Origin of the sequence: Dactylosporangium sp. CA-152071 (assembly GCF_050936335.1) — a bacterium.
Lineage (GTDB): Bacteria > Actinomycetota > Actinomycetes > Mycobacteriales > Micromonosporaceae > Dactylosporangium > Dactylosporangium maewongense.
In genome coordinates, this window is sequence record NZ_JBNJMZ010000002.1 from 3,737,315 (window position 1) to 3,758,120 (window position 20,806).

At 72.4% G+C, this 20,806-nt stretch carries 19 protein-coding genes and 1 pseudogene; 6 read left to right on the forward strand and 14 right to left on the reverse strand.

Annotated features, from left to right (window positions below):
- Positions 1–10: 10 nt before the first annotated feature.
- From ACQEVZ_RS56700 to ACQEVZ_RS56710, 3 genes are all read right to left on the reverse strand, one after another.
- Complete coding sequence (locus tag ACQEVZ_RS56700) at positions 11–856, reverse strand: DUF4097 family beta strand repeat-containing protein (protein WP_354891066.1); 846 nt, start codon at positions 854–856, stop codon at positions 11–13.
- 82 nt (positions 857–938) lie between these two features.
- A complete protein-coding gene (locus tag ACQEVZ_RS56705) occupies positions 939–1,463 on the reverse strand; it encodes a toxin-antitoxin system HicB family antitoxin (RefSeq protein WP_433384571.1) in 525 nt (174 codons plus the stop codon).
- Between the two features lie 60 nt (positions 1,464–1,523).
- Complete coding sequence (locus ACQEVZ_RS56710) at positions 1,524–2,117, reverse strand: TetR/AcrR family transcriptional regulator (RefSeq protein WP_344501956.1); 594 nt, start codon at positions 2,115–2,117, stop codon at positions 1,524–1,526.
- 110 nt (positions 2,118–2,227) lie between these two features.
- On the opposite strand from ACQEVZ_RS56710, the gene ACQEVZ_RS56715 reads away from it, so the two are divergent.
- The 4 genes from ACQEVZ_RS56715 (at position 2,228) to ACQEVZ_RS56730 (ending at position 7,082) form a co-directional block, all read left to right on the forward strand.
- Entirely contained in the window at positions 2,228–3,712 is a 1,485-nt protein-coding gene (locus ACQEVZ_RS56715) for an MFS transporter (RefSeq protein WP_433384576.1), read from the forward strand.
- Between the two features lie 106 nt (positions 3,713–3,818).
- Positions 3,819–4,235, forward strand: coding sequence for a membrane protein insertion efficiency factor YidD (yidD, locus tag ACQEVZ_RS56720; protein ID WP_433384579.1), 417 nt, complete (start codon positions 3,819–3,821; stop codon positions 4,233–4,235).
- A gap of 121 nt (positions 4,236–4,356) precedes the next feature.
- A complete protein-coding gene (locus ACQEVZ_RS56725; protein ID WP_433384582.1) occupies positions 4,357–5,814 on the forward strand; it encodes a family 43 glycosylhydrolase in 1,458 nt (485 codons plus the stop codon).
- 164 nt (positions 5,815–5,978) lie between these two features.
- Positions 5,979–7,082, forward strand: a complete 1,104-nt coding sequence (locus ACQEVZ_RS56730) for an RNA ligase RtcB family protein (protein WP_354891063.1) — start codon at positions 5,979–5,981, stop codon at positions 7,080–7,082.
- Positions 7,083–7,196: 114 nt separating this feature from the next.
- Here the strand turns inward: ACQEVZ_RS56730 and ACQEVZ_RS56735 are convergent.
- The 6 genes and pseudogenes from ACQEVZ_RS56735 to ACQEVZ_RS56760 form a co-directional block, all read right to left on the reverse strand.
- A pseudogene (locus ACQEVZ_RS56735) lies at positions 7,197–7,353 on the reverse strand (IS481 family transposase); the annotation flags it as partial.
- A gap of 260 nt (positions 7,354–7,613) precedes the next feature.
- Positions 7,614–7,973 (reverse strand): hypothetical protein, encoded by a 360-nt coding sequence (locus ACQEVZ_RS56740; RefSeq protein ID WP_433384586.1) that lies wholly within the window; start codon positions 7,971–7,973, stop codon positions 7,614–7,616.
- A 46-nt stretch (positions 7,974–8,019) separates the two neighbouring features.
- Entirely contained in the window at positions 8,020–8,823 is an 804-nt protein-coding gene (locus ACQEVZ_RS56745) for a sterol desaturase family protein (RefSeq protein WP_433384589.1), read from the reverse strand.
- A 32-nt stretch (positions 8,824–8,855) separates the two neighbouring features.
- Positions 8,856–9,707: an SDR family NAD(P)-dependent oxidoreductase gene (locus ACQEVZ_RS56750; protein ID WP_433384592.1), complete on the reverse strand. Its 852-nt coding sequence runs from the start codon at positions 9,705–9,707 to the stop codon at positions 8,856–8,858.
- Entirely contained in the window at positions 9,704–10,609 is a 906-nt protein-coding gene (locus ACQEVZ_RS56755) for an alpha/beta fold hydrolase (RefSeq protein WP_433384595.1), read from the reverse strand. The genes ACQEVZ_RS56750 and ACQEVZ_RS56755 overlap by 4 nt, the downstream gene beginning before the upstream one ends.
- The gene (locus ACQEVZ_RS56760; RefSeq protein WP_433384598.1) at positions 10,606–12,084 is read right to left on the reverse strand and encodes a flavin-containing monooxygenase; all 1,479 of its coding nucleotides are present in this window, start codon (positions 12,082–12,084) and stop codon (positions 10,606–10,608) included. The genes ACQEVZ_RS56755 and ACQEVZ_RS56760 overlap by 4 nt, the downstream gene beginning before the upstream one ends.
- 59 nt (positions 12,085–12,143) lie before the next feature.
- On the opposite strand from ACQEVZ_RS56760, the gene ACQEVZ_RS56765 reads away from it, so the two are divergent.
- Complete coding sequence (locus tag ACQEVZ_RS56765) at positions 12,144–13,355, forward strand: PucR family transcriptional regulator (protein ID WP_433384601.1); 1,212 nt, start codon at positions 12,144–12,146, stop codon at positions 13,353–13,355.
- Positions 13,356–13,364: 9 nt separating this feature from the next.
- Here the strand turns inward: ACQEVZ_RS56765 and ACQEVZ_RS56770 are convergent, their stop codons facing one another.
- From ACQEVZ_RS56770 to ACQEVZ_RS56780, 3 genes are all read right to left on the reverse strand, one after another.
- Entirely contained in the window at positions 13,365–14,618 is a 1,254-nt protein-coding gene (locus ACQEVZ_RS56770; protein WP_433384604.1) for a ricin-type beta-trefoil lectin domain protein, read from the reverse strand.
- A 149-nt stretch (positions 14,619–14,767) separates the two neighbouring features.
- Positions 14,768–15,022 carry an acyl-CoA-binding protein gene (locus ACQEVZ_RS56775; protein WP_433384607.1) on the reverse strand — a complete coding sequence of 85 codons (255 nt, stop codon included), beginning with the start codon at positions 15,020–15,022 and terminating at the stop codon, positions 14,768–14,770.
- Positions 15,023–15,032: 10 nt separating this feature from the next.
- Positions 15,033–15,377: an MmcQ/YjbR family DNA-binding protein gene (locus ACQEVZ_RS56780; protein WP_433384610.1), complete on the reverse strand. Its 345-nt coding sequence runs from the start codon at positions 15,375–15,377 to the stop codon at positions 15,033–15,035.
- Positions 15,378–15,496: 119 nt separating this feature from the next.
- On the opposite strand from ACQEVZ_RS56780, the gene yicI reads away from it, so the two are divergent.
- Positions 15,497–17,863, forward strand: coding sequence for an alpha-xylosidase (gene yicI, locus ACQEVZ_RS56785; RefSeq protein ID WP_433384613.1), 2,367 nt, complete (start codon positions 15,497–15,499; stop codon positions 17,861–17,863).
- Here yicI and ACQEVZ_RS56790 read toward each other — a convergent pair.
- Entirely contained in the window at positions 17,860–19,374 is a 1,515-nt protein-coding gene (locus tag ACQEVZ_RS56790) for an RNA-guided endonuclease InsQ/TnpB family protein (RefSeq protein ID WP_433384616.1), read from the reverse strand. The two genes, yicI and ACQEVZ_RS56790, sit on opposite strands and share 4 nt — an antisense overlap.
- 185 nt (positions 19,375–19,559) lie before the next feature.
- Entirely contained in the window at positions 19,560–20,582 is a 1,023-nt protein-coding gene (locus ACQEVZ_RS56795; RefSeq protein WP_433384619.1) for a LacI family DNA-binding transcriptional regulator, read from the reverse strand.
- Between the last annotated feature and the right edge of the window lie 224 nt (positions 20,583–20,806).

Here is a 20,806-nt window from a genome sequence, read left to right on the forward strand (position 1 = left end):
GCGAAAGAGGTCAGGAGCGGCGGACGGTGATGTCGCCGTACGTGGTGCGGCCGCGGACCTCGACCGTCTCGTCGGTGGGCTCGGGCTTGGTGGCGCTGTCGAGCAGGTTGTGCACGCGGCCGAAGCCGGTGGTGACGTCGAGCCACGCGGCCGTGCCCTCGGCGATCCCGATCTCCAGGTCGCCCATCGCGGTGCCGAGGACGACCGAGCCGCGGGCGATCTCGCCGAGGCGGATGGCGCCGTTGGAGGTCTTCGCGTCGACGCCCGCGCCGGCCCGCTCGACGGCGATGTCGCCGTTGGCGTTGCGCACCCGTACGTCACCCGCGGCGGACGCGATGGTGGTGTCGCCGTTGGAGTTCTTGACCACGGCGCTGCCCCGCACGTCGCCGACGCGGACCTTGCCGGTGCCGGTGTGGATCTCGGCGTTGCCGGCGACCCCGCCGACGGTGACGTGCCCGGCCGCCGTGTCCAGGCGCAGCGGGCCGGTGTCCGCGAGCGAGACGTTGCCGGCGCCGGTCCGCACGCGGCACTCGCCGAGCCGGCCGTCGCCGCGGACGCCGCCGACCTGGAGCTCGGTGGACACCTGCGAGCCGCTGGGCAGCTCGATCGACACGTCGACCGACCTGGTCCTGCGGGAGAAGTCGAACAGCCGCGACCTCGGGCCGGTCACCCGCAGCACGCCGTCGGCGTAGTCGACCCGGACCTGCTTCGAGGCCTGCACGTCGGACTCGTCGGCGTCGTTGCTCGGGCGGACCTCGACGACGGTGTCGGTGCGGTCGCTGGCGACGATGCGCACGTCGCCGACGCCCAGCTCGACAGTGACGGAGATCGATTCGGGGGTACTGAATTCAGGCATGGTGGTCCCCACATCATGGGTAGGTGAGCCGTTTACGCAGCTCAGTGGTGGTGGAGCGCGGGTGATGACGAAACGGTGCGGGCTACCGCACCCAGCCGGTGAGCGCCTGCCTGGCCTGCGGCGCCGCCGCGGCGGGCTCGGCGCGCGGGTCGGACCGCTGGAGCGCGGCGGCGGCGGCCCGGCTCAGCCAGGCGTTGACCGAGCGGCCCTCCTTCGCGGCGGCCTCCTCGATCGCGGCCTTGAGCTGCTCGGGCAGCCGGACGTTGATCCGTGCGGCCGGGCCGTCCTCGGCGAGGAGCGGCTCGGCCGCCGCCAGGTCCGCCGCCGTCGTGGTCTTGGCGTCGGCCGGGGCCGGGGCCGGGGCGGGCGGCAGGGTCACGACGAAGTTCGGGTCGCGGCCCCGCAGCCGCAGCTCCACCGAGCCCGGCGCGAGGTCGAGGGTGATCTCGTCGGCGGCCGCGGACAGCGCCTCGAGCAGCGTCATGCGGATCGCCGACTCGAGCGGCCCGGTCAGCCGCTCGACCACCGCACGCGCCTCCTCCCCGCCGGCTTCGGCGAGGGTGGCGAACTCACGTCCGAGGTTGGCCACATACGAGTTCAGGTCCATGGCACCACTATGGCACGCCAGTGGCACACGAGCAAGCCATCGTGTGCCCAAGTGGCACACTCAGGCGTCGCGTGGTGCCATGAGGGCCGTGAACATGTCGGTGAGGGGGCCGACGAGGTCGTCCTGACCGGCGGAGGCGAGCGGCTCGAGGGCGGTCGAGGCGCGCAGCAGCGCGATGCCGATGGACGCGGCCAGGGCCAGCTGGGCCCGCAGGATCCCGGCGTCGTCGGGGCGCAGGCCGGCGGCCGCCGTCATCTTCTCGGCGAAGCGGCGCAGGATGTCGACCCGGATCGCCTCGGCCTTCTCGTCACCGGAGGAGCGCAGCAGCAGGAGCAGCTGCGCGCGGTGCTGGGCGGCGTGCGGGCCGGCGAGGCGGGCCGCGATGTCGTGCGGGATCCGGTCCAGCGTCACGTCGCGGACGGTGCGGCCGAGCTCGTCGCCGACCCCCGTCAGGCACGCCTCGAACAGGCCCTCCTTCGACGTGAAGTACCGGTTGATGAGCGCGACGTTGACGCCCGCGTCGGTGGCGATGTCCCGCACGGTGGCGGCCGTGTACCCGTCCGCGGCGAACCGGCGGCGGGCCGCCTCCAGCAGCAGCCGGCGGGTCGCCGCGGCGTCCCGGCGGCGCACCCCGGTCGCGTCCTCACTCGTCACGCCACCAGCGTAGACGCCGCCCGGTGTGACGTAAACGATTGTTGACTTAGCTCGCGGGCCGCCCATACTTGGCAAGTCAGCAATCGTTTACATAGCTCCGCGAGGACCTCATGACGCGAACCCTGGAACCGCCGGCCACCGCCCGGCACGCCAACAGCACGCTGCTGGTGGTCTACCTGTCGCTGGGCGGCCTGGCCTTCGCGGTGCTCCAGTCGCTGGTGGCGCCCGCGATGTCGACCATCGCCCGCGACCTGAACGCCTCGACCGCGGACATCAGCTGGATCCTGACCGCATACCTGCTGTCGGCCTCCGTGCTGACCCCGATCCTCGGCCGCCTCGGCGACATGGCCGGCAAGCGCCGCGTCCTCATCGGCGTCCTGGCCGTGCTCGCCGCCGGCACCCTGCTCGCGGCGCTCGCCCCGAACCTCGCGGTGCTCATCGTCGCCCGCGCCATGCAGGGCGCCGCCGGCGCGATCCTGCCGCTGTCCATCGGCATCGTCCGCGACGAGCTCCCCCGCGAGAAGGTGGCCGTCACCGTCGGCCTGCTGTCGGCGATCTTCGGCGTCGGCGCCGGTGTCGGCATCGTCGGCGCCGGGCCGATCGTCGAGCACCTGTCGTGGCACTGGCTGTTCTGGCTGCCCCTGGTGCTGGTCGTGGTGGCGCTGCTCGGCGCGATCTTCGGGATGCCGGAGTCGCCGGTGCGCACCCCGGGCCGCCTCGACGTGCTCGGCGCCGGGATCCTGTCCGTGTCGCTGGTGTCGCTGCTGCTCGCGATCAGCAAGGGCCAGTCGTGGGGCTGGACCGACGGCAAGACCACCGGCCTGCTCGCGCTCGGCGTCGCCGCCCTCGTCGGCTTCGTGCTGGTCGAGCTGCGGGTGAAGGAGCCGCTGGTCGACATGCGCCTGATGTCGATCCGCGGCGTGTGGGCCACCGACCTCGTCGCCCTGATCCTCGGCTTCGCGATGTTCGGCACGTTCCTGCTCGTGCCGACCCTGCTGCAGCTGCCCGCCGCCACCGGCTACGGCTTCGGCAAGTCGGTGTCGGAGTCCGGCCTCTTCCTGCTGCCGACGGTCCTCATGATGGTCGTCTTCGGCCCCATCGCCGGCCTGCTCAACCGCCGCTTCGGCCCGAAGGTCCCGATGTTCCTCGGCGCCGCCGCGGTCGTCGCCGCCTTCGCCCTCCCGGCCGTCGCCCACGGCGCCGTCTGGCAGGTGCTCGCCTCGGGCGTGCTCACCGGCGCCGGCATCGGCCTGTCCTTCGCCGCCATGTCCAACGCCATCATCGAGAGCGTCCCGGCCGCCCAGACCGGCGAGGCCAGCAGCGTCAACACCATCGCCCGCACCATCGGCAGCAGCATCGGCACCGCCGTCGTGGCCGCCGTCATCACGTCCAAGAGCACCCCGCGCGGGCTGCCGACCGACGCCGCCTTCACCGCCGGCTTCTGGGTCTGCGCCGGCGTCGCGGTCCTCGCGGTCGTCGCCTCGCTCGCCCTGCCGTCCGCACACCGCCGCCACGAGGAGGCCGTCGCCGCCGGCGTCAAGGACCTGCCCCCGGAGCCGGCCGAGCTGCACCTGCCCCACCTGCACAGCCGCTGACCCTCAGGCGGGAGGGCCGGGCTTGTCCGCTGTCCGTTGTCCAGTACGGACGGACAGCGGACAGCAGGCTTGATCAACGTTGCGGGGGCACGACACAATGCCGCCCGTGGAGACGGAGAACGAGGGCCAGCGCAGGTCGAAGTGGTACGACGGATGCGACGGCCTCAGCGGCTGCGACGTGCCGGGCTGCGACGGGTGCGACGGCTGCGACGTGCCGGGCTGTGACTGCAACTTCATGCTGGGCACGATGCTGCTCGGCACGATGGCGGTCAGCGCGCCGACGCGCAAGCCGCTGCGCCGGGCCAGCGGGCCGGGGCGGGCCGGCATGGTGGCGATCCGCGGGTACCAGCGCTGGCTCTCGCCGCACCTGCCGACGCGGTGCCGGCAGATCCCGACGTGCAGCAACTACGGCATGGAGGCGGTGCGCCGCTACGGGCTCGTCGTCGGGTCGCGGCTGACCGCGGCCAGGATCCGCCGGTGCAACGCGTCGACCCCGCGGGGCACGGTCGACCAGGTGCCGTAGGCACCAGTCATGTTCGCGTTCACACGAGGAGCGCGCAAGAACACGACGACAGCGCCGGGCCGTTGACAAGAGCCGATGTGAGCGCAAACATGACGTACCCCCGCCGCCACGAGGAGTCTTCATGCGCCGCCGTCTGCTCGCGGTCCTTGCCGCCCTGATCGTCACGTCCGCCGCGCTGGTGGTCACGCTCGTGGTCACCTCAGGGCCCGCCGCCGCGTCGCCCGCCGTGCAGTTCACCAACCCGCTGGTCAACCAGCGCGCCGACAGCCAGATCGTCAAGCACACCGACGGGTATTACTACTTCACCGCGACCGTCCCCGAGTACGACCGGATCGTCCTGCGCCGGGCGACGACCCTGCAGGGGCTGTCGACCGCGGCCGAGACCGTGATCTGGCGCAAGCACTCCAGCGGCGTCATGGGCGCGCACATCTGGGCACCGGAGATCCACTTCATCGACGGCAAGTGGTACGTGTACTTCGCCGCCGGCGCGACCGACAACGTCTGGGCGATCCGCATGTACGTGCTGGAGGGCACCGGCGCGAACCCGCTCACCGCGACCTGGACCGAGAAGGGCCGCATCACCACCGCCTGGGACACGTTCGCCCTGGACGCCTCGACGTTCGTCGCCGGCGGCGTCCGGTACCTGATCTGGGCGCAGTCCGAGCCCGGCATCGCGACCAACTCCAACGTGTACATCGCGCGCATGAGCAACCCGTGGACCATCACCGGCACGCCGGTCCGGATCGCGACGCCGACCCTCGACTGGGAGAAGCGCGGGTACGCGGTCAACGAGGGCCCGACCGTCATCCAGCGCAACGGGAGGATCTTCCTCACGTACTCCGCCAGCGCCACCGACGCGAACTACTGCCTCGGCCTGCTGACCGCGTCCGCGTCGGCGAACCTGCTCAGTGCGTCGTCGTGGGTGAAGAGCCCGCAGCCGGTCTTCACCAGCAACGCGTCGACCGGCCAGTACGGCCCCGGGCACAACTCGTTCACGACGTCGGAGGACGGCCAGAGCGACATCCTCGTCTACCACGACCGCAGCTACCGCGACATCAGCGGCGACCCCCTCAACGACCCGAACCGCCGCACCCGCGTGCAGAAGCTGTACTGGAACGCCGACGGCACCCCGAACTTCGGCATCCCGGTGCCCGACGGCGTCACGCCGGTGCGGCTGCAGTCGTACAACTCCGCGGGCAGCTTCGTGCGGCACTACAACTTCCGGGCCCGCATCGAGGCGAACGTCACGCCGCTCGCCGACGCGCAGTTCCGCATCGTGACCGGCCTCAACGGCGGCGGCACCGTGTCGCTGGAGTCGACGAACTTCCCCGGCTACTTCCTGCGGCACAGGAACTTCGAGGTGTGGGTCGAGCGCAACGACGGCTCGGCGACGTTCAAGGCCGACGCCAGCTTCTTCCGCCGGGCCGGGCTCTCGACTGGCACTGGCAGCGACGCGGCGGTGTCGTTCGAGTCGCAGAACTTCCCCGGCCGGTACGTGCGGCACAGCGGCGCCGACCTGTTCGTGCAGACCGCCACCGACGCCACGAGCCGCGCCGACGCCACCTTCACCCTCGACTGAGCGCGACGCACGCTCCGGCGCTCCGGCGATCCCGGGGCGCCGGGGTGCCGGGGGGCGCCGAAAACCGGTTGCCGCGGCCGGCGGGTTCCAACGATCATGGACGGCATGACGCGCTGACGGACATCCCGTGTTGCCATGCCCCTCCTCCCGCTGAAGCGAGGACCATGTCCGCCACCGTCTCCGTGTTCGCCGGCCCCGGCAGCTGGATCGAGTCCGACGCCGTCGCGCAGTGCCACCAGGTCGCCGCGCTCGACGGCATGCTGCACGTCGCCGGCATGCCCGACCTGCACCCCGGCAAGGGTGCGCCGATCGGCGCCGCGATGGCGTCGACGGTGCTGTACCCGCTGCTCGTCGGCTCCGACATCGGCTGCGGCATCGCCGTGTTCCCGATCGGCCTGAAGCGGGCCGTGCCGGAGAAGCTCGCCGCGAAGTTCCCCGACCTGGACGTCCCCCTGGACCCCGGCCTCGTCGACGGGGAGATCCCCGGCGGTCACGTCGAGGGGCTCGGCACCGTCGGCCGCGGCAACCACTTCGTGGAGCTGGCGAAGGTCGGCACCGTCCTCGACGAGGGGCACGCCGCCCGGCTCGGGCTCACCGCCGGCGACCTGGTGCTCGTCGTGCACAGCGGGTCCCGCGGCTTCGGCGAGCGGATCCTGCGCGCGCACACCGAGGTCCACGGCGCCGGACCGGCCGCCGACCCGGCCGCGTACCTGGCGGCGCACGACGACGCGGTGCGCTGGGGCTCGCTCAACCGGCGGCTGCTCGCGGCCCGGGTCGCCGACGCCCTCGGCGCGCAGCTGTCCGAACCCGTCGTCGACCAGTGCCACAACCTCGCCGAGGTCCGCGCCGGCGAGGACGGCGACCGCGTCTACCTGCACCGCAAGGGCGCCGCGCCCGGCGACGGGCAGGACGTGCTGGTCGCCGGCACCCGCGGCACCCCGTCGTACCTCGTCGCCGCGCACGCCGGCGCGGAGGCGAACCACTCGGTGGCGCACGGCGCCGGCCGCAAGATGTCCCGGGCCGACGCCCTGCGCCGCGGCAAGGCCAAGCACACGGTCGAGGAGCTGCGCCGCACGCCGGTCGGCTCGCTGGTCGTGTGCGGCGACCGGCAGCTGCTCTTCGAGGAGGCGCCGACCGCGTACAAGCGCATCGAGCAGGTGATCGGCGACCTGGAGGCGCACGGCCTGGCCACCCCGGTGGCGACCACGGTCCCGCTGGTCACGTACAAGACGGCCGAGGCGGGACCCCGCGAGCGCCGCAGGCGCTGAGCCGCAAGGCCATCAGACATCTGGTCCCGCACCTAGACCGTCTAGGTGTTCTGCCCAGAGGGGTTGGGAACCGCTGGCGGGTGGTCCGCCGATCGCGGTGTGGCGGCGGTGGTGATTGCAGGTCCCGTGCGCTCGGCCGTGCGTGCGCCAGCCGCCGCCGTCGGGGTTTGCCCAGCTGCTTCACGTCGACGTGGACCAGGTCGCCCGGCGCGGGGTGTTCGTAGCGGCGGACGGGTTCGGCGGTGGCCCGGTCCAGATGTGCCAGACGGGCGGCACGGTCGCCGCGTTGCCCAGCGCCTCCAACAACAGCGACGCCGGCGTGACAGTGCTGTCCTACGAACCCGAGACGCGCCGCATCTGGACCACGTTCACCAACTGGAACTCCAGCGGCACCCAGTACGCCGGCGTCTGGCTGTACTGCAGCAGGTAACCGAACCGGCGCAACGGCCGCGGCAGCTCACGTGACGAGCCGCCGCGGCCGTTTACGGTGTGGCGGTGGCGGACCATACGCCGGTGGGCGGAACGCCCGGGTCAGCACCGGACGTTCTGCTTGGCGAGCTCGGCGATGAGGGCGCTGGCGGTGAGGTTGCTGAAGTTGACCTCCTTGCCGTTCACGGTCTCGATGACGTAGTCGTGGTCGCCGGAGTCCTGCTCGATCTCGACGCTGCAGCTGCCGGCCTTCGCGTCGGCCTCGTAGTCGTCGAGCTTCTTGACGTTCTTCTTCTTTTTCTTGTCGTACACGGTGTCGTAGTCGGCCTCGGCGGACACGTTCGTGTAGCCGGCCTTGGTCAGCTGCTTCTCCAGGTCGTCGGACTGCGACGAGCAGGCGGCGAGCCCCACGCCGAGGAGCAGCATGGTCGTGGCGGCGACGATCGATCGGGTGGCTCGCATGGCTATTCGCTTCTCCGTCTCAGGGGGGTGGAGCACCTATTCTGGATCATCCGGCGGACGGCGCTGTCGGGATGCCGATGCCCGTTGTGTCGCCTACAGGCGTTCTGGGCGGAGCGCCCGTGCGGCGGGCGTCGTAGCCGGGTTCGAGCGTGCCGAAGAGCCGGTCCCACACCGTCGTGTAGAAGCCGAGGTTGTACCGCGGCGTCGCGTGGTGCCCCGCGTGCATGGCCGGCGTGGCCACCCACTTGAAGACCGCGGAGGCCCGCACCCGCGGCGGCAGCGGCTCCACCCCGAGGTGCCCGAGGATCCCGAAGAGCAGGTTGAGCAGGGTGTACGCGGCGACCGCCCACGCCGAGAACGGGTGCACGGCGAGGATCGCCAGCCACGCCCCGCCGAACCCGGCGACCTCCACCGGGTGCAGCGCGAACAGGGTGATCGGCCGCGGGTCGGCGAAGACGTGGTGCAGCCGGTGGGCGAGCGGAAACAGCCACCGCACGTGCGCGGTCGCGTGGCTGAGGTACAGGAACACGTCCATGACCACCAGCAGCACCACGAGGTCCGGCAGCGCCCGCCAGGTGAGCGGCAGCGTGAACGTGATGATCCCGGCGCGCCACAGCCACCAGCCGGCGACGGTGACCGCCGCGTTGAGCACCGTCGCGACGGCGACCAGCGCCAGCTCGAGGCGGCTGACGGGGCCGGGCGGCGGGGTGACCCGGTGCGCGCCGGGCAGCTTCAGCGCCCAGTGCCCGAGCAGGGCGGTGACCCCGACCAGCGCCGCGTTCTCGGCCAGGGCCAGGAGCGCGAACCAGCCGGTGGGCAGGTCCCGCAGCCAGGTGACGATCTCGTGCACGCCCGCACTCTGCCACCCCGGCGCAACCGCGGTCAGGTGGCGGCGGAAAGGCGACGCTCCAGGCGGGCGGTCAGCCTCGGGTACCAGCGCGGCAGCCACCGCACGAGGAGGTCGGCGGACCTGGCGTCGTTGCCGACGAGGATCCGCGGCCGGTTCGCCTCGACGCCGGCGACGATGATGCGGGCGGCGCGGTCCGCGGGCATCGTCAGCAGCTTCTCGTTGTAGAGGCGGGTGCGGGCCTCGTCGCGGGCGGTGACGTCGGCGCCCTGGCCGCGGGCGTGCACCAGGGCGGCGGTGGCGATGTTGGTCCGGACGCCGCCGGGGTGCACGACGCTGACGCGGACCGGGTGCCCGGCGGCGAGCAGCTCGCCGCGCAGCGCCTCGGTGAAGCCGCGCACGCCGAACTTGGCGGCGCAGTAGTCGCTGAGCGCCGGCTGCGCCATGATCCCGTTGAGGCTGGAGACGTTGACGACGTGGCCGTCGCCGGAGGCGATCAGGTGCGGCAGGAACGCCTTGGTGCCGTGGATGACGCCGAACAGGTCGACGGTGATGGTCCGCTCGTACGCGGCCCAGTCGCTGTCCAGGACACTGCGCCCGCCGCCCGCGACGCCGGCGTTGTTGTACACCTGGTGCACCACGCCGAAGTGCGCGGCGACGGCGGCGGCGTGGGCGAGCACCGCGGCGCGGTCGGCGACGTCGAGCGGCGTCGCGTGCACCTCCGCGCCGAGAGCCTTGACCTCCTCGACGGTGGCGGCGAGCCCGGCCTCGTCGACGTCGCTGACGGCGAGCCGCGCGCCGCGCCGGGCGAGCTCGGCGGCGAGCTGCCGCCCGATGCCGGAGCCCGCGCCGGTGACGACGGCGACCTTGCCGGAGACCTTGCTCATTCGCGGACCCCTGCCGTGGCGGTGATGTGGTCGGCGGTCAGGTCGACGACGCGGTCGATGACGCCGGGGGCGAAGTGGTGGCGCATGCCGGCGATCTCGACGTGCCGGGCGCCGGGGATCGCGGCGGCGGTCGCCCGGCCGCCGCTGGGGTGCACCATGCGGTCGGTGTCGCCGTGGATGACGAGCGTCGGGGCGGTGATCGAGCGCAGCTCCGCGGTGCGGTCGCCGGAGGCCTGGATGGCGCCGATCTGCCGGGCGACGCCGGCCGGGTTGGGCCGCCCCTCGGCGCGGTCCCAGACGCCGGTGACCCACGCGCGTTCGAGCGCAACGTCGGGCGGGAAGTCGGTGGTGGAGCCGATGTGCCGCAGCAGCGACAGGTGCCGTTCGACGGACTCCTCGGCGGTGCGGGCCGGCCGCTTCGCCATCCGCAGCAGCGTCGAGCGGGCCGGCTGCCCGACCCGCCGGTCGCCGGTGGTGGAGAACACCGAGGTGAGCGTGGCGACGCGGGCGGGGTGGCGGGCGGCGAGGGTCTGCGCGATCATCCCGCCCATCGACATGCCGAGCACGTGCACCGGGCCGGCGCCGAGGTGCCCGAGGAGCCCGTCCACGTCGGCGGCCATGTCGCCGAGGTCGTACGCGCCGGGCACGGGCCGGGCGAGCAGCTGCCGCAGCATGCCCGGCGGGCGGGCCCGGACGCGCGTGGAGCGGCCGGTGTCGCGGTTGTCGAGCGTGATCACCCGCAGCCCGCGGCCGGTGAACCCGTCGACCATCCGCCGCGGCCACGAGGTGAGGTCCAGCCCGAGCCCGGCGACCAGCAGCAGCGCCGGCCCGTCGGCCGGGCCTTCGACGCGGTGGCAGATGGTCATGCCGCCGGGCAGCTCGGCGAACAGGTCCTCGGTCATGCGGTCACCTTCACGGGAGCCTCGGAGAAGTGCAGGGCGGGGTCGTCGACGCGGCCGTCGCGCAGCAGCTTCACGTCGGAGTGGTAGTCCATGGAGGTGAGCCAGGGCATGCGGTCTCCCTGCCGGGGCAGCTGGTCGACGGCGCGCTGGATGTAGCCGGCGGCGAAGTCGAGGAACGGCCTGGTCGGCATCGGCGTGTCGCCCAGCGATGGGCGGCAGACGTCGTGGCCGTGGGCGTCCATGTACGCGAGAAGCCGGCAGAAGTGCTCGCACAGCAGCCCGACCTTCAGCGTCCACGACGAGTTGGTGTAGCCGATCGCGAAGGCGAGGTTGGGCACGCCGGACAGCATCATGCCTTTGTACGCGACCGTGTCCGGCAGGTGCACCGGCGCGCCGTCGACGGTCAGCCGCAGCCCGCCGAGCGCCTGCACCTGCAGGCCGGTCGCGGTGACGATGATGTCCGCCGCCAGCTCCCGCCCGGACTCGAGCAGCACGCCGCGCTCGGTGAAGGTGGCGATCCGGTCGGTGACGACGCTCGCCGTGCCGCGACGGATCGCCCGGAACAGGTCGCCGTCGGGCACCGCGCACAGCCGCTGGTCCCAGGGGCCGTAGGGCGGGTTGAAGTGCTCGTCGACGGGGAACCCGGGCGGCAGCTGCTTGACGTTGATCCGCCGGATGATCCGCCGGGCGAGGCGGGGGTGCTTCTGGCAGAAGCGCCAGACCGCGCGCTGCTGGGCGATGTTCTTGCGGCGCGCCGCCCGGTAGCCGCGCTCGTCGCCGAGCCACCGGCGCAGCGCGTTGGCGATCGGGTCCTTCTTCGGCACCGGCATCACGTACGTCGGCGTGCGCTGCAGCATCGTCACGTGGGCGGCGCCGGCGGCCATGGCGGGCACCAGCGTGACGGCGGTGGCGCCGCTGCCGATGACGACGACGCGCTTGCCGGCGTGGTCGAGGTCCTCGGGCCACTGCTGCGGGTGCACGATCGGGCCCGCGAACCGCTCGCGGCCCTCGAAGTGCGGGGTGTGGCCGGCGTCGTACCGGTAGTAGCCGCCGGCGCAGAACAGCCAGCCGGCGGTCATCCGCGTCCGCGTCCCGGTGTCGGTGCGCTCGACGTCGAGGATCCACCGGGCCTCGTCGCTCGACCACGCCGCGCCGAGCACCTTGTGGTGGTAGCGGATGTGGGCGTCGAGGCCGTTCTCGGTGGCGGTCTCCCGCACGTACCGCAGGATCCTGGGCGCGGAGGCGATGGACTCCTCGTCCCGCCAGGGCTTGAACTCGTAGCCGAACGTGTGCAGGTCGGAGTCGGACCGGATGCCGGGGTAGCGGAACAGGTCCCACGTGCCGCCGGACGCGGCCCGGGCCTCCAGGATCGCGAACGTCTTGCCCGGCAGCCGCGTGGTCAGGTAGCGCCCCGCCCCGATGCCGGAGATGCCAGCGCCGACGATGACGACGTCGAAATCCTCGCCCATGACCACGACGATGCGCCTCGACCATGGCCTTGCGCCAGTCCAACGTGCACCGGAATACTCGCCGGATGGTGCAGAATGCTGCGTCGGTACCGTGGCCGGCGCTGTCACCGGAGGTCAGGGAGCTCTTCCGCCGGGGTGCGGAGATCGCCCTCGACCCGCGGGCCGACTGGATCGAGGAGCTGCACGCGGCGGCGCTCGGCGGGGACCGGATGCGGCCCGTCGCCGCGGACCCGGTCCTGGCGGAGGCGACGAAGCGGGCCAACCTCGCCAACCTGCTGCACTGGGCGGAGCAGAACGTGCGGCATCCGGGGCGGCGGGTGCCGGCGAACACCGGCGCCGAGGCGCTCGACGCGGCCCGGGACATGGTGCGCCGCGGGCTCGACGAGCGCGGGCTGGACGCGTACCGCACGGCGCAGAGCGTCGCGTGGCGGCGGTGGATGGAGATCTGCTTCGAGCTGACCTCCGACCCGGTGCGACTGCGGGAGCTACTGGACGCGTCGGCGCTGTCGATCTCCACGTTCATCGACGACACCGTCGCCGCCGTGTCGCGGCGGATGGAGGCCGAGCGGGCCGAGCTCACCCGGGGCGCGTCGGCGGAGCGCCGGGCGGCGGTGACGCTGCTGCTGGAGGGCGCGCCGATCAGCCGGTCGCGGGCCGAGGCGCAGCTCGGGTACGGGCTGGCCGGTCCGCACACGGCCGCGATCGTGTGGGGCGCGACCGAGCACCTGGAGGGCGCCGCGGAGACGGTGATGCGGGCGGCCGGCGCCACGCACCGCCTGACCGTGGTGGCCGGGACGGCCGCGCTGTGGGTCTGGTTCCCGTCCCGGACCGCGCCGCTGCCGTCGTTGCCGGGCCATCCCGAGGTGCGGGTCGCCCTGGGCCGGCCGGGCACGGACGTCGCCGGTTTCCGCCGCAGCCACCTGGACGCGGCGGCGGTGCAGCGGATGCTGACCCGGCTCACCTCGCCGCAGCAGGTCGCCCGCTACGAGGACGTGCAGCTCGTCGCGCTGCTCACCGCCGAGCCGACGCAGGCCGACGAGTTCCTCGCCGACACGCTCGGCGACCTCCTGCACGCCGACGCGGCCACCCACGAGACGGTCCTCACCTACGTGCGGGAGCAGTGCAGCACCACCCGGGCCGCGGAACGGCTGTACACCCACCGCAACACCGTGCTGCGCCGCCTGGCCCGCGCCGACGAGCTGCTCCCCCGCCCCCTGTCCGAAAACGTGGTGAGCGTGGGAGCAGCCCTCGAGGTGCTCCGGTGGCGCCGGACCTGACCTACCTGATCAGCGGTGCCACTTCTGGTTGCTGCCGCCGCCACAGGTCCACAGCTGCAGCTTGGAGCCGTTGGCGGTGGCCGCGTTCTGCACGTCGACGCACTTGTTGGCCTGGATGTTCACCAGGTCGCCCGCGGCGTTGAGCGTGAACTTCTGCGCGCCGCTGCCGTTGCAGGTCCACAGCTGCACGGCCGCGCCGTCGGCGGTGGAGCCGCCGGAGACGTCCATGCACTTGCCGAGCGCGCGGATCGAGCCGTCGGCGTTGATCGTCCACTGCTGCGCGCCGGTGCCGTTGCAGTCCCAGATCTGCAGCCGGTTGCCGTCGGCCGCGTTGGAGCTGGGCACGTCGATGCACCGGTTGCTGCCGTTGCCGATGATCGGACCGGCGCTCCCGCCGCCACCGCCGCCGCTGTACCCGTAGACCCGCACGTAGTCGACCGTGAGCGTCTGCGGGAACTGGGTGGTGCCGTCCGGGTAGCCGGGCCAGTAGCCGCCGACCGCGAGGTTCAGCAGCATGAAGAACGGGTGGTCGAACACCCACCGGTCCCCACCCAGGTCCGCGGGGGTCCGGGTCTGGTACAGGTTGCCGTCGACGTACCAGCGCAGCACGTTCGGCTCCCACTCGACCGAGAACGTGTGGAACGCGTCCGCGAACGGCGCCCCGATCGTGTACCCGGCACCGATGCCCTCCGCACCGGAGTACCCCGGCCCGTGGATCGTGCCGTGCACCGTGTTCGGCTCCTTGCCGATGTTCTCCATGATGTCGATCTCGCCGCTGTTCGGCCACGGGTTGCTGCCGATGTCGGCGCCCAGCATCCAGAACGCGGGCCAGATGCCCTGGCCGCGCGGCAGCTTCATCCTTGCCTCGAAGCGGCCGTACGCCTGGGTGAACCGGTCCGCGGTCAGCAGCCGGGCCGAGGTGTAGACACACCGGCCGTAGTGGCACTGGTAGTTGGCCGGGTTCTCCTTGCGGGCGGTGATCACGAGCTGCCCGGCACCGTTGAGCGCCGCGTTGCTCGTGCTGGTGGTGTAGTACTGCTGCTCGTTGTTGCCCCAGCCGCCCCCGCCGACGTCGTACTTCCACTTGCTGCCGTTGGGTGCGCTGCCGGCCGCGCCGTCGAACTCGTCGGACCAGGTGAGTCCTCCGATGGCGGCGGCGGCCGGGTTGCTGGCGGCGTCCCGCACCGCGACCGCGGTGAGGAACGACAGGACGGTCGCACCCAGCATGACCAGGGTGCGAGCCTTGATGAACTTCACGTGCATGTGGCCTCCCGAGGACCTGGCGGAGTCCGTACGGTTACTTAACAGATCGACCTCGGTCGAACCTATAAAGCCCGGGGGAGTCCCGTCAAGAGAGCGCTCTCAGAAGGTGTCGCCGAACAGGTGCCCCGGCGGGAGGGTGGAGCGGGGGCTCAGGCGCGCAGTTCGGTGACCAGGGCGACGTACTGGCGCTGGGCGTCCTCCTGGGCGGTGCCGGCCAAGGCGTGCCACGCGTCGTACTTGGCGCGGCCGACCATGTCGAAGACGCCGGGGCGCTTGCCGGTGGCGTCGCCGTGGGTGCCCTGCTTGTAGAGGGCGTAGAGCCGCAGCAGGACGTCGTTGCCGGGGCGCTGGTCGAGCTGCTTGACGTCGATCTGGGCCTGCTCGAACTCCGCGGTGAGGGACATGCCCCGAAGCCTACAAGCGCAGCGGGTGATCCTGGACGAGCGACTCGGGGGCGGAAAGCTGCCACGCCTCGTAGAGCAGCTCGGTCAGCTCGTCGGCGTCGATCCGCTCCAGGTACACGACGACCCAGCCGAAACCGCCGGAGGTGAACTGCACCTCGAACACGTCGGGGCGCTCCGCGACAAGGGCGATCTGCTCCGACAGCGTCTGCTTCAGACCGGCCGTGTGCGTGCGGGGCCAGTAATAGCCGAACCGCTTGCCGCGCACGCTGAACGACGTGTAGTCCGCGGCGTGTGCCCGCTCGACCTCGGCGAGCCGGTCCACCATCGCGAGGAACTGCGCATCCGGTACAGCCACGATGGAAGTTTCACAGCCCCGCCCGGCGGCGTCCACGGCGGGGGCCGGGCCGATTGACACGCCGGTGAGGGGTTCGTACCGTCACCTGTCGAAGCGCTTCGACAGGGATTGGGTCGTGCATGAAGTTCAGCGACGGGTACTGGCAGCTGCGTGAAGGGGTGCACCCCCTGTACCCGGTGCACGTCCGGGATGTGGCCGTCGGCGCGAACAGCCTGTCGGTGTACGCGCCGACCCGCCGGGTCACCGGCCGTGGCGACACGCTCAACACGCCGCTGTTCACCATCGAGTGCACCACGCCGGCGCCCGACGTGATCGCGGTGCGGGTCAGCCGGCACACCGGCGGCGCGCCGCGGGGGCCGCGGTTCCGGATCGACGCCGACCCGGCCGCCGACGCGAAGGTGACCCGCGACGACGACGCCGTCACGTTCACCGCCGGCGCCCTCAGCGCCCGCTTCGCACTGGACGGACCCAACAACCAGGGCAACAGCCAAGGCGGGCAGTGGCGGCTCGACTTCATCGCCGAGGGGCGGGTCCTCACCAGCAGCGCCCCGAAGGCGCTCGCCGCCCTGCGCACCGCGGACGGCCACTTCCTGCGCGAGCAGCTCAACCTTGGCGTCGGCGAGGTGGTGTACGGGCTGGGCGAGCGCTTCGGTCCGCTGGTCAAGAACGGCCAGACCGTCGACGTCTGGAACGCCGACGGCGGCACCAGCAGCGAGCAGGCGTACAAGAACGTCCCGTTCTACCTGACCAGCGCCGGCTACGGGGTGTTCGTCGACGACCCGGGCCCGGTGTCGTTCGAGGTCGCCTCGGAGGCCGTGTCGCGGGTGCAGTTCAGCGTCCCCGGGCAGGTCCTGTCGTACCTCGTCATCTACGGGCCGACGCCGCGCGACGTGCTGCGCAAGTACACCGCGCTCACCGGCCGGCCCGCGCTGCCGCCGGCGTGGTCGTTCGGCCTGTGGCTGTCCACGTCGTTCACCACGTCCTACGACGAGGCGACCGTGACGTCCATCGTGGACGGGATGGCCGAGCGCGGGCTACCGCTGTCGGTCTTCCACTTCGACACGTTCTGGATGCGCGAGTTCCACTGGTGCGACTTCGAGTGGGACCCGGTGACCTTCCCCGACCCGGCCGGGATGCTGGCCCGGCTCAAGGCGAAGGGCCTGCGGATCTGCGTGTGGATCAACCCGTACATCGCGCAACGCTCCGCGCTGTTCGAGGAGGCGACGGCCGCCGGGTACCTGGTGAGGAAGAGCGGCGGCGACGTGTGGCAGTGGGACCAGTGGCAGGCCGGGATGGGCCTCGTCGACTTCACGAACCCGGCCGCGCGGGCCTGGTTCCAGGACAAGCTGAAACACCTGCTCGACCTGGGCGTCGACTGCTTCAAGTCCGACTTCGGCGAGCGCATCCCCACCGACGTCGTCTGGTCCGACGGCGCCGACCCGCTGCGGATGCACAACTACTACACGCACCTGTACAACGAGGCCGTCTTCGAGCTGCTGCGGGAGCGCCGCGGCGACGGCGAGGCGGTGCTCTTCGCCAGGTCCGCGACCGCCGGCGGGCAGCAGTTCCCGGTCCACTGGGGCGGTGACTGCAGCGCCACCTTCGAGTCGATGGCCGAGAGCCTCCGCGGCGGGCTGTCACTGGCCATGTCGGGGTTCGGGTTCTGGAGCCATGACATCGGCGGCTTCGAAGGTACGCCGGACCCGGCCGTCTTCATGCGCTGGATCCCGTTCGGGCTGCTGTCCTCGCACAGCCGGCTGCACGGCAACGAGTCCTACCGGGTGCCGTGGCACTTCGGCGACGAGGCGGTCGCCGTCCTGCGCGACTACACGCGGCTCAAGGCGCGGCTCATGCCGTACCTGTACGGCGCGGCCGTCACCGCGCACCGCGAGGGCCTGCCGGTGCTGCGGCCGCTCGCGCTGGAGTTCCCCGACGATCCCGCCTGCGCGCACCTGGACCGGCAGTACATGCTGGGTGGCTCGATCCTCGTCGCGCCGGTGTTCAGCGCCGACGGCGACGTCAGCTTCTACCTGCCGGCGGGGCGGTGGACCGACCTGCGCAGCGGCGAGGTGCTGAGCGGGCCCGGCTGGATCCGGCGCCGTTACGGCATGGGCGACCTGCCGGTGCTCGCCCGTCCCGGCTCGGTCGTGCCGCTCGGCGCGTGCGACGACCGCCCCGACTACCCATACGCCGACGGCGTCACCCTGCGGGTCCACGAGCTGCCCGACGGCGCGGGCACGACTGTGGACATCCCCTCGCCGCAGGGCCGGCTCAGCGGCACCGCCGGAGCGAGCTTCACGGTGCGCAGGGCCGGGACGACCGTCGAGGTGCGCCGGGACAACGGGAGCCCGGCGCCCTGGCGGGTGCAGCTGGCCGGCATCGACACGGTGGCGGCCGTCGATGCCGGCCGGCTCACTCGCGACCCCTCCGGCGTGCTGATCGCCGTGGATGCCGAGGTGGACCGGCTGACCGTCAGGCTCGCCTAGTGCTGTGACCACGAACGTTCACCGGGTTGGTGGTGTTGTGGTTCCTCGCCGCGTTGCTGCGTCGAGCGACTCCCCACTGTGTTGGTGGGGCGGGCCTCAGCCGGCCAACGGACCTGTGTCGCCGCCTCCGCCGTGCCTGCCGTCGTGCCGCTGTCTGGTGCGGTGGTGACGTGATGGCGTGGTGGGGGTCGGCGTGGGTCACGCCGGGACAGTCCGGCACCGGGGAGGTGTCGTCCTGCTCGACGGTGCGTGAGCACCTGCGGCAGCACGACTGCTGCTGTCGGGGTGCTGGTGCCGCCGCCTGCAGCAACCCCGGTGTGCCTGGGGGCGCGGGTGGCGATGGTGGCGGCCGCGAACAGGTCGCGGTGCCCGGAGAGGTTGCAGTGCCGGCAGGTCATGGTCCGACCGGCTGGTTTGGTGATCTTCTTGCGGCAGCCGGGGCAGGTTGAGGAGGTGCCGCGTTCGTCGACGAGGTGGACGGTGATACCGGCGAGTTCGGCCTTGTCCCGCAGCACTGCGATGGTGCGGCCGATCTGCCACTGGCGTAGCCGCAGGTGGTGCCGGCGCCCTGCGGGGAGGTTGAGCACGCCGCGGGGGTCGCCGACGGTCAGGGTCCCGATCTGCTGCTGCACCGCCCAGCCGATCACGGTCTTCGCCGCCTCGTGCTGCGCCTGCCGGACGCGGCGCTGGTGCCGGCCCTCGACGAGGCGGGCGCGGCGGCGGGTCTTGCGCCACCGCCGCGATCCACGCTCGCCGGGTTTCGGTGCCCGGGCGGCGGTGGCTCGGCGGCGCTGTTTCGTGTCGGCGAGGTGCATGCGATGCTCTGCCCGGACGGCTCGCCCGGAGACCAGCAGCCCGTGCCCGTCGGGTCCGGCGACCGCGTAGGGGTGGATGACGCCGAGGTCGACGCCGGCGACCCGGGTCGGGTCCGGACCTGTGCCTGCTGGATACACGGTGACGGGGACTTCGGCGGTGACCTCGATCCACAACCGGCCACCGTCGGCCAGCAGGGTCACCGAACGGACCTGGTCCGGCGGGTACGGCACCGCCCGGTCCAGGCGCAGCCACAACGGCGCGCGCCCACGCGTGACCGGCAGCCGCAGCCGCCGCTCGTCCAGGGTGAACGTGCCGTGGTAGTAGCGGACCGGCAGCAGTCCACGCCGCCGGCGCGGGAACCGTGCGGTCAGGTCACCGGCTCGACGGCGTTTCGCCGCTGTGAACCACGCGTCGGAGTACCGGCGCAGCACCGACCTCGCGCCGGTCGTGTCCAGGTCGCCGAAGACGCCCGGCCCGGCCGTGGACAGCTCCCGGCACAGCGCCTGATACGACACCATCGGCGGCGCGTCATGCCGCCACCGCCACTGGTTGACCTCCAGCACACACGCCCACACGTCGCCGGCAGAGCGCAGCAGCCCGTAGCACCGCTCCCGCTGGCCACGGGTGGTCCGCAACCCGACCCGGCAGGTGCGGTGCACCACCCGAGCAGCAGCAGGATCACGACGGCGAGGCATACGAACACTCAAGCACGGGGGTACGACAGAAAACCCCGGCCAACGTTCGTGGACACCGCACTAGCGACTTCCCAGGGGTGTGGAGCGGCGCCGCCGCGGTCAGGATCGAGTGTTCCCGGCCGCGGCGGCACCGTTGCGTGGTTCCCCCGGCCGGACGAGCCGCGCGGGCAGCGCCGGGCCGTGGTTCAGGGCCGGCGGGCCGGGGCGGCGCTGTCGCGGACCGTCAGGGCCGGCGGGAGCAGGGTCGCCTCGGGGACCTGGCGGCCGTCGAGCTTCGCCATGAGCAGGTCGACCGCCCGCCGGCCCACCTCCTCCGCCGGGATGCTCACCGACGTGAGGCGCGGCTTGCCCCGCTCGGCGACCTCGTCGGGGCAGATCGCCACCACCGACACGTCCCGCGGCACCCGCCGGCCGAGCGCCGCGAACGCGTCCAGCAGCGGCGGCACGGTCGGCTCGTTGTGCACCACCACCCCGGTCAGGTCCGGGTGGCGGTCCAGCAGGCCGCGCACCGTCGACAGGACCGCGTCCGGGGTCGGCTCGCACGGGACGGTCGTGCCCCGCAGGCCACGCCGCCGCAGCGCCTCGTCGAATCCGGCGGCGGTGCGGCTGGCGAAGCCGAGCTCCCGCTCGTACACCTCTGGCGGCGACCCGACGAGTGCCACACAGGCATGACCGAGGTCGGCGAGGTGCTCGACGCACGCCGCGCCGGCCGCCGCGAAGTCCAGGTCGATGCAGGTGAGGCCGTCGGCGTCGGCGGGGAACCCGATGAGCACCGACGGCCGGCCGAGCGTCCGGAGCCGGGGCAGCCGCCGGTCGTGCAGCTCGACGTCCATCACGATGAGCGCGTCGGCGAGCGAGCTGGCGGCGACCCGCTCCAGGCCCTGCACGCCCTCGTCCTGGGTGAGCAGCAGCACGTCGTGGTCGTGGCGGCGGGCCGCGGCCACGACCGAGATCACGAACTGCATCAGCACCGGCACGTACAGCCCGGTGTAGAGCGGCATGATCAGCGCGATCACGTTGGAACGGTTGCTGGCCAGGGCCCGGGCGCCGGCGTGCGGGTGGTAGCCGAGCACGTCGATCGCGGCGAGCACCCTGCGGCGGGTCTCCTCGGAGATCGTCCGCTTGCCGCTCAGGACGTACGAGACGGTGCTCGGGGACACGCCCGCCTGCCGTGCCACGTCACCGATCGTCGCCATGCCCGCCTTCATGGTCACGACAGTAAGCGACGCGGCGCCTTTGTCGTAGTCGGCAGGAAATTTCCGGACCGGTACGAATTGACGACGATAACCTCGTATCAGTTACTGAAATCAATTCATCCCGCCCGCCCAAGAGACCCTTTCAATACCCCTAACGGGTGCTCTGAATGCGGACAACCGCCGCAATCGGCACCGCCGGCTCTTCCGCTTCACGCGGCCCTGCCGATACGCTCCCG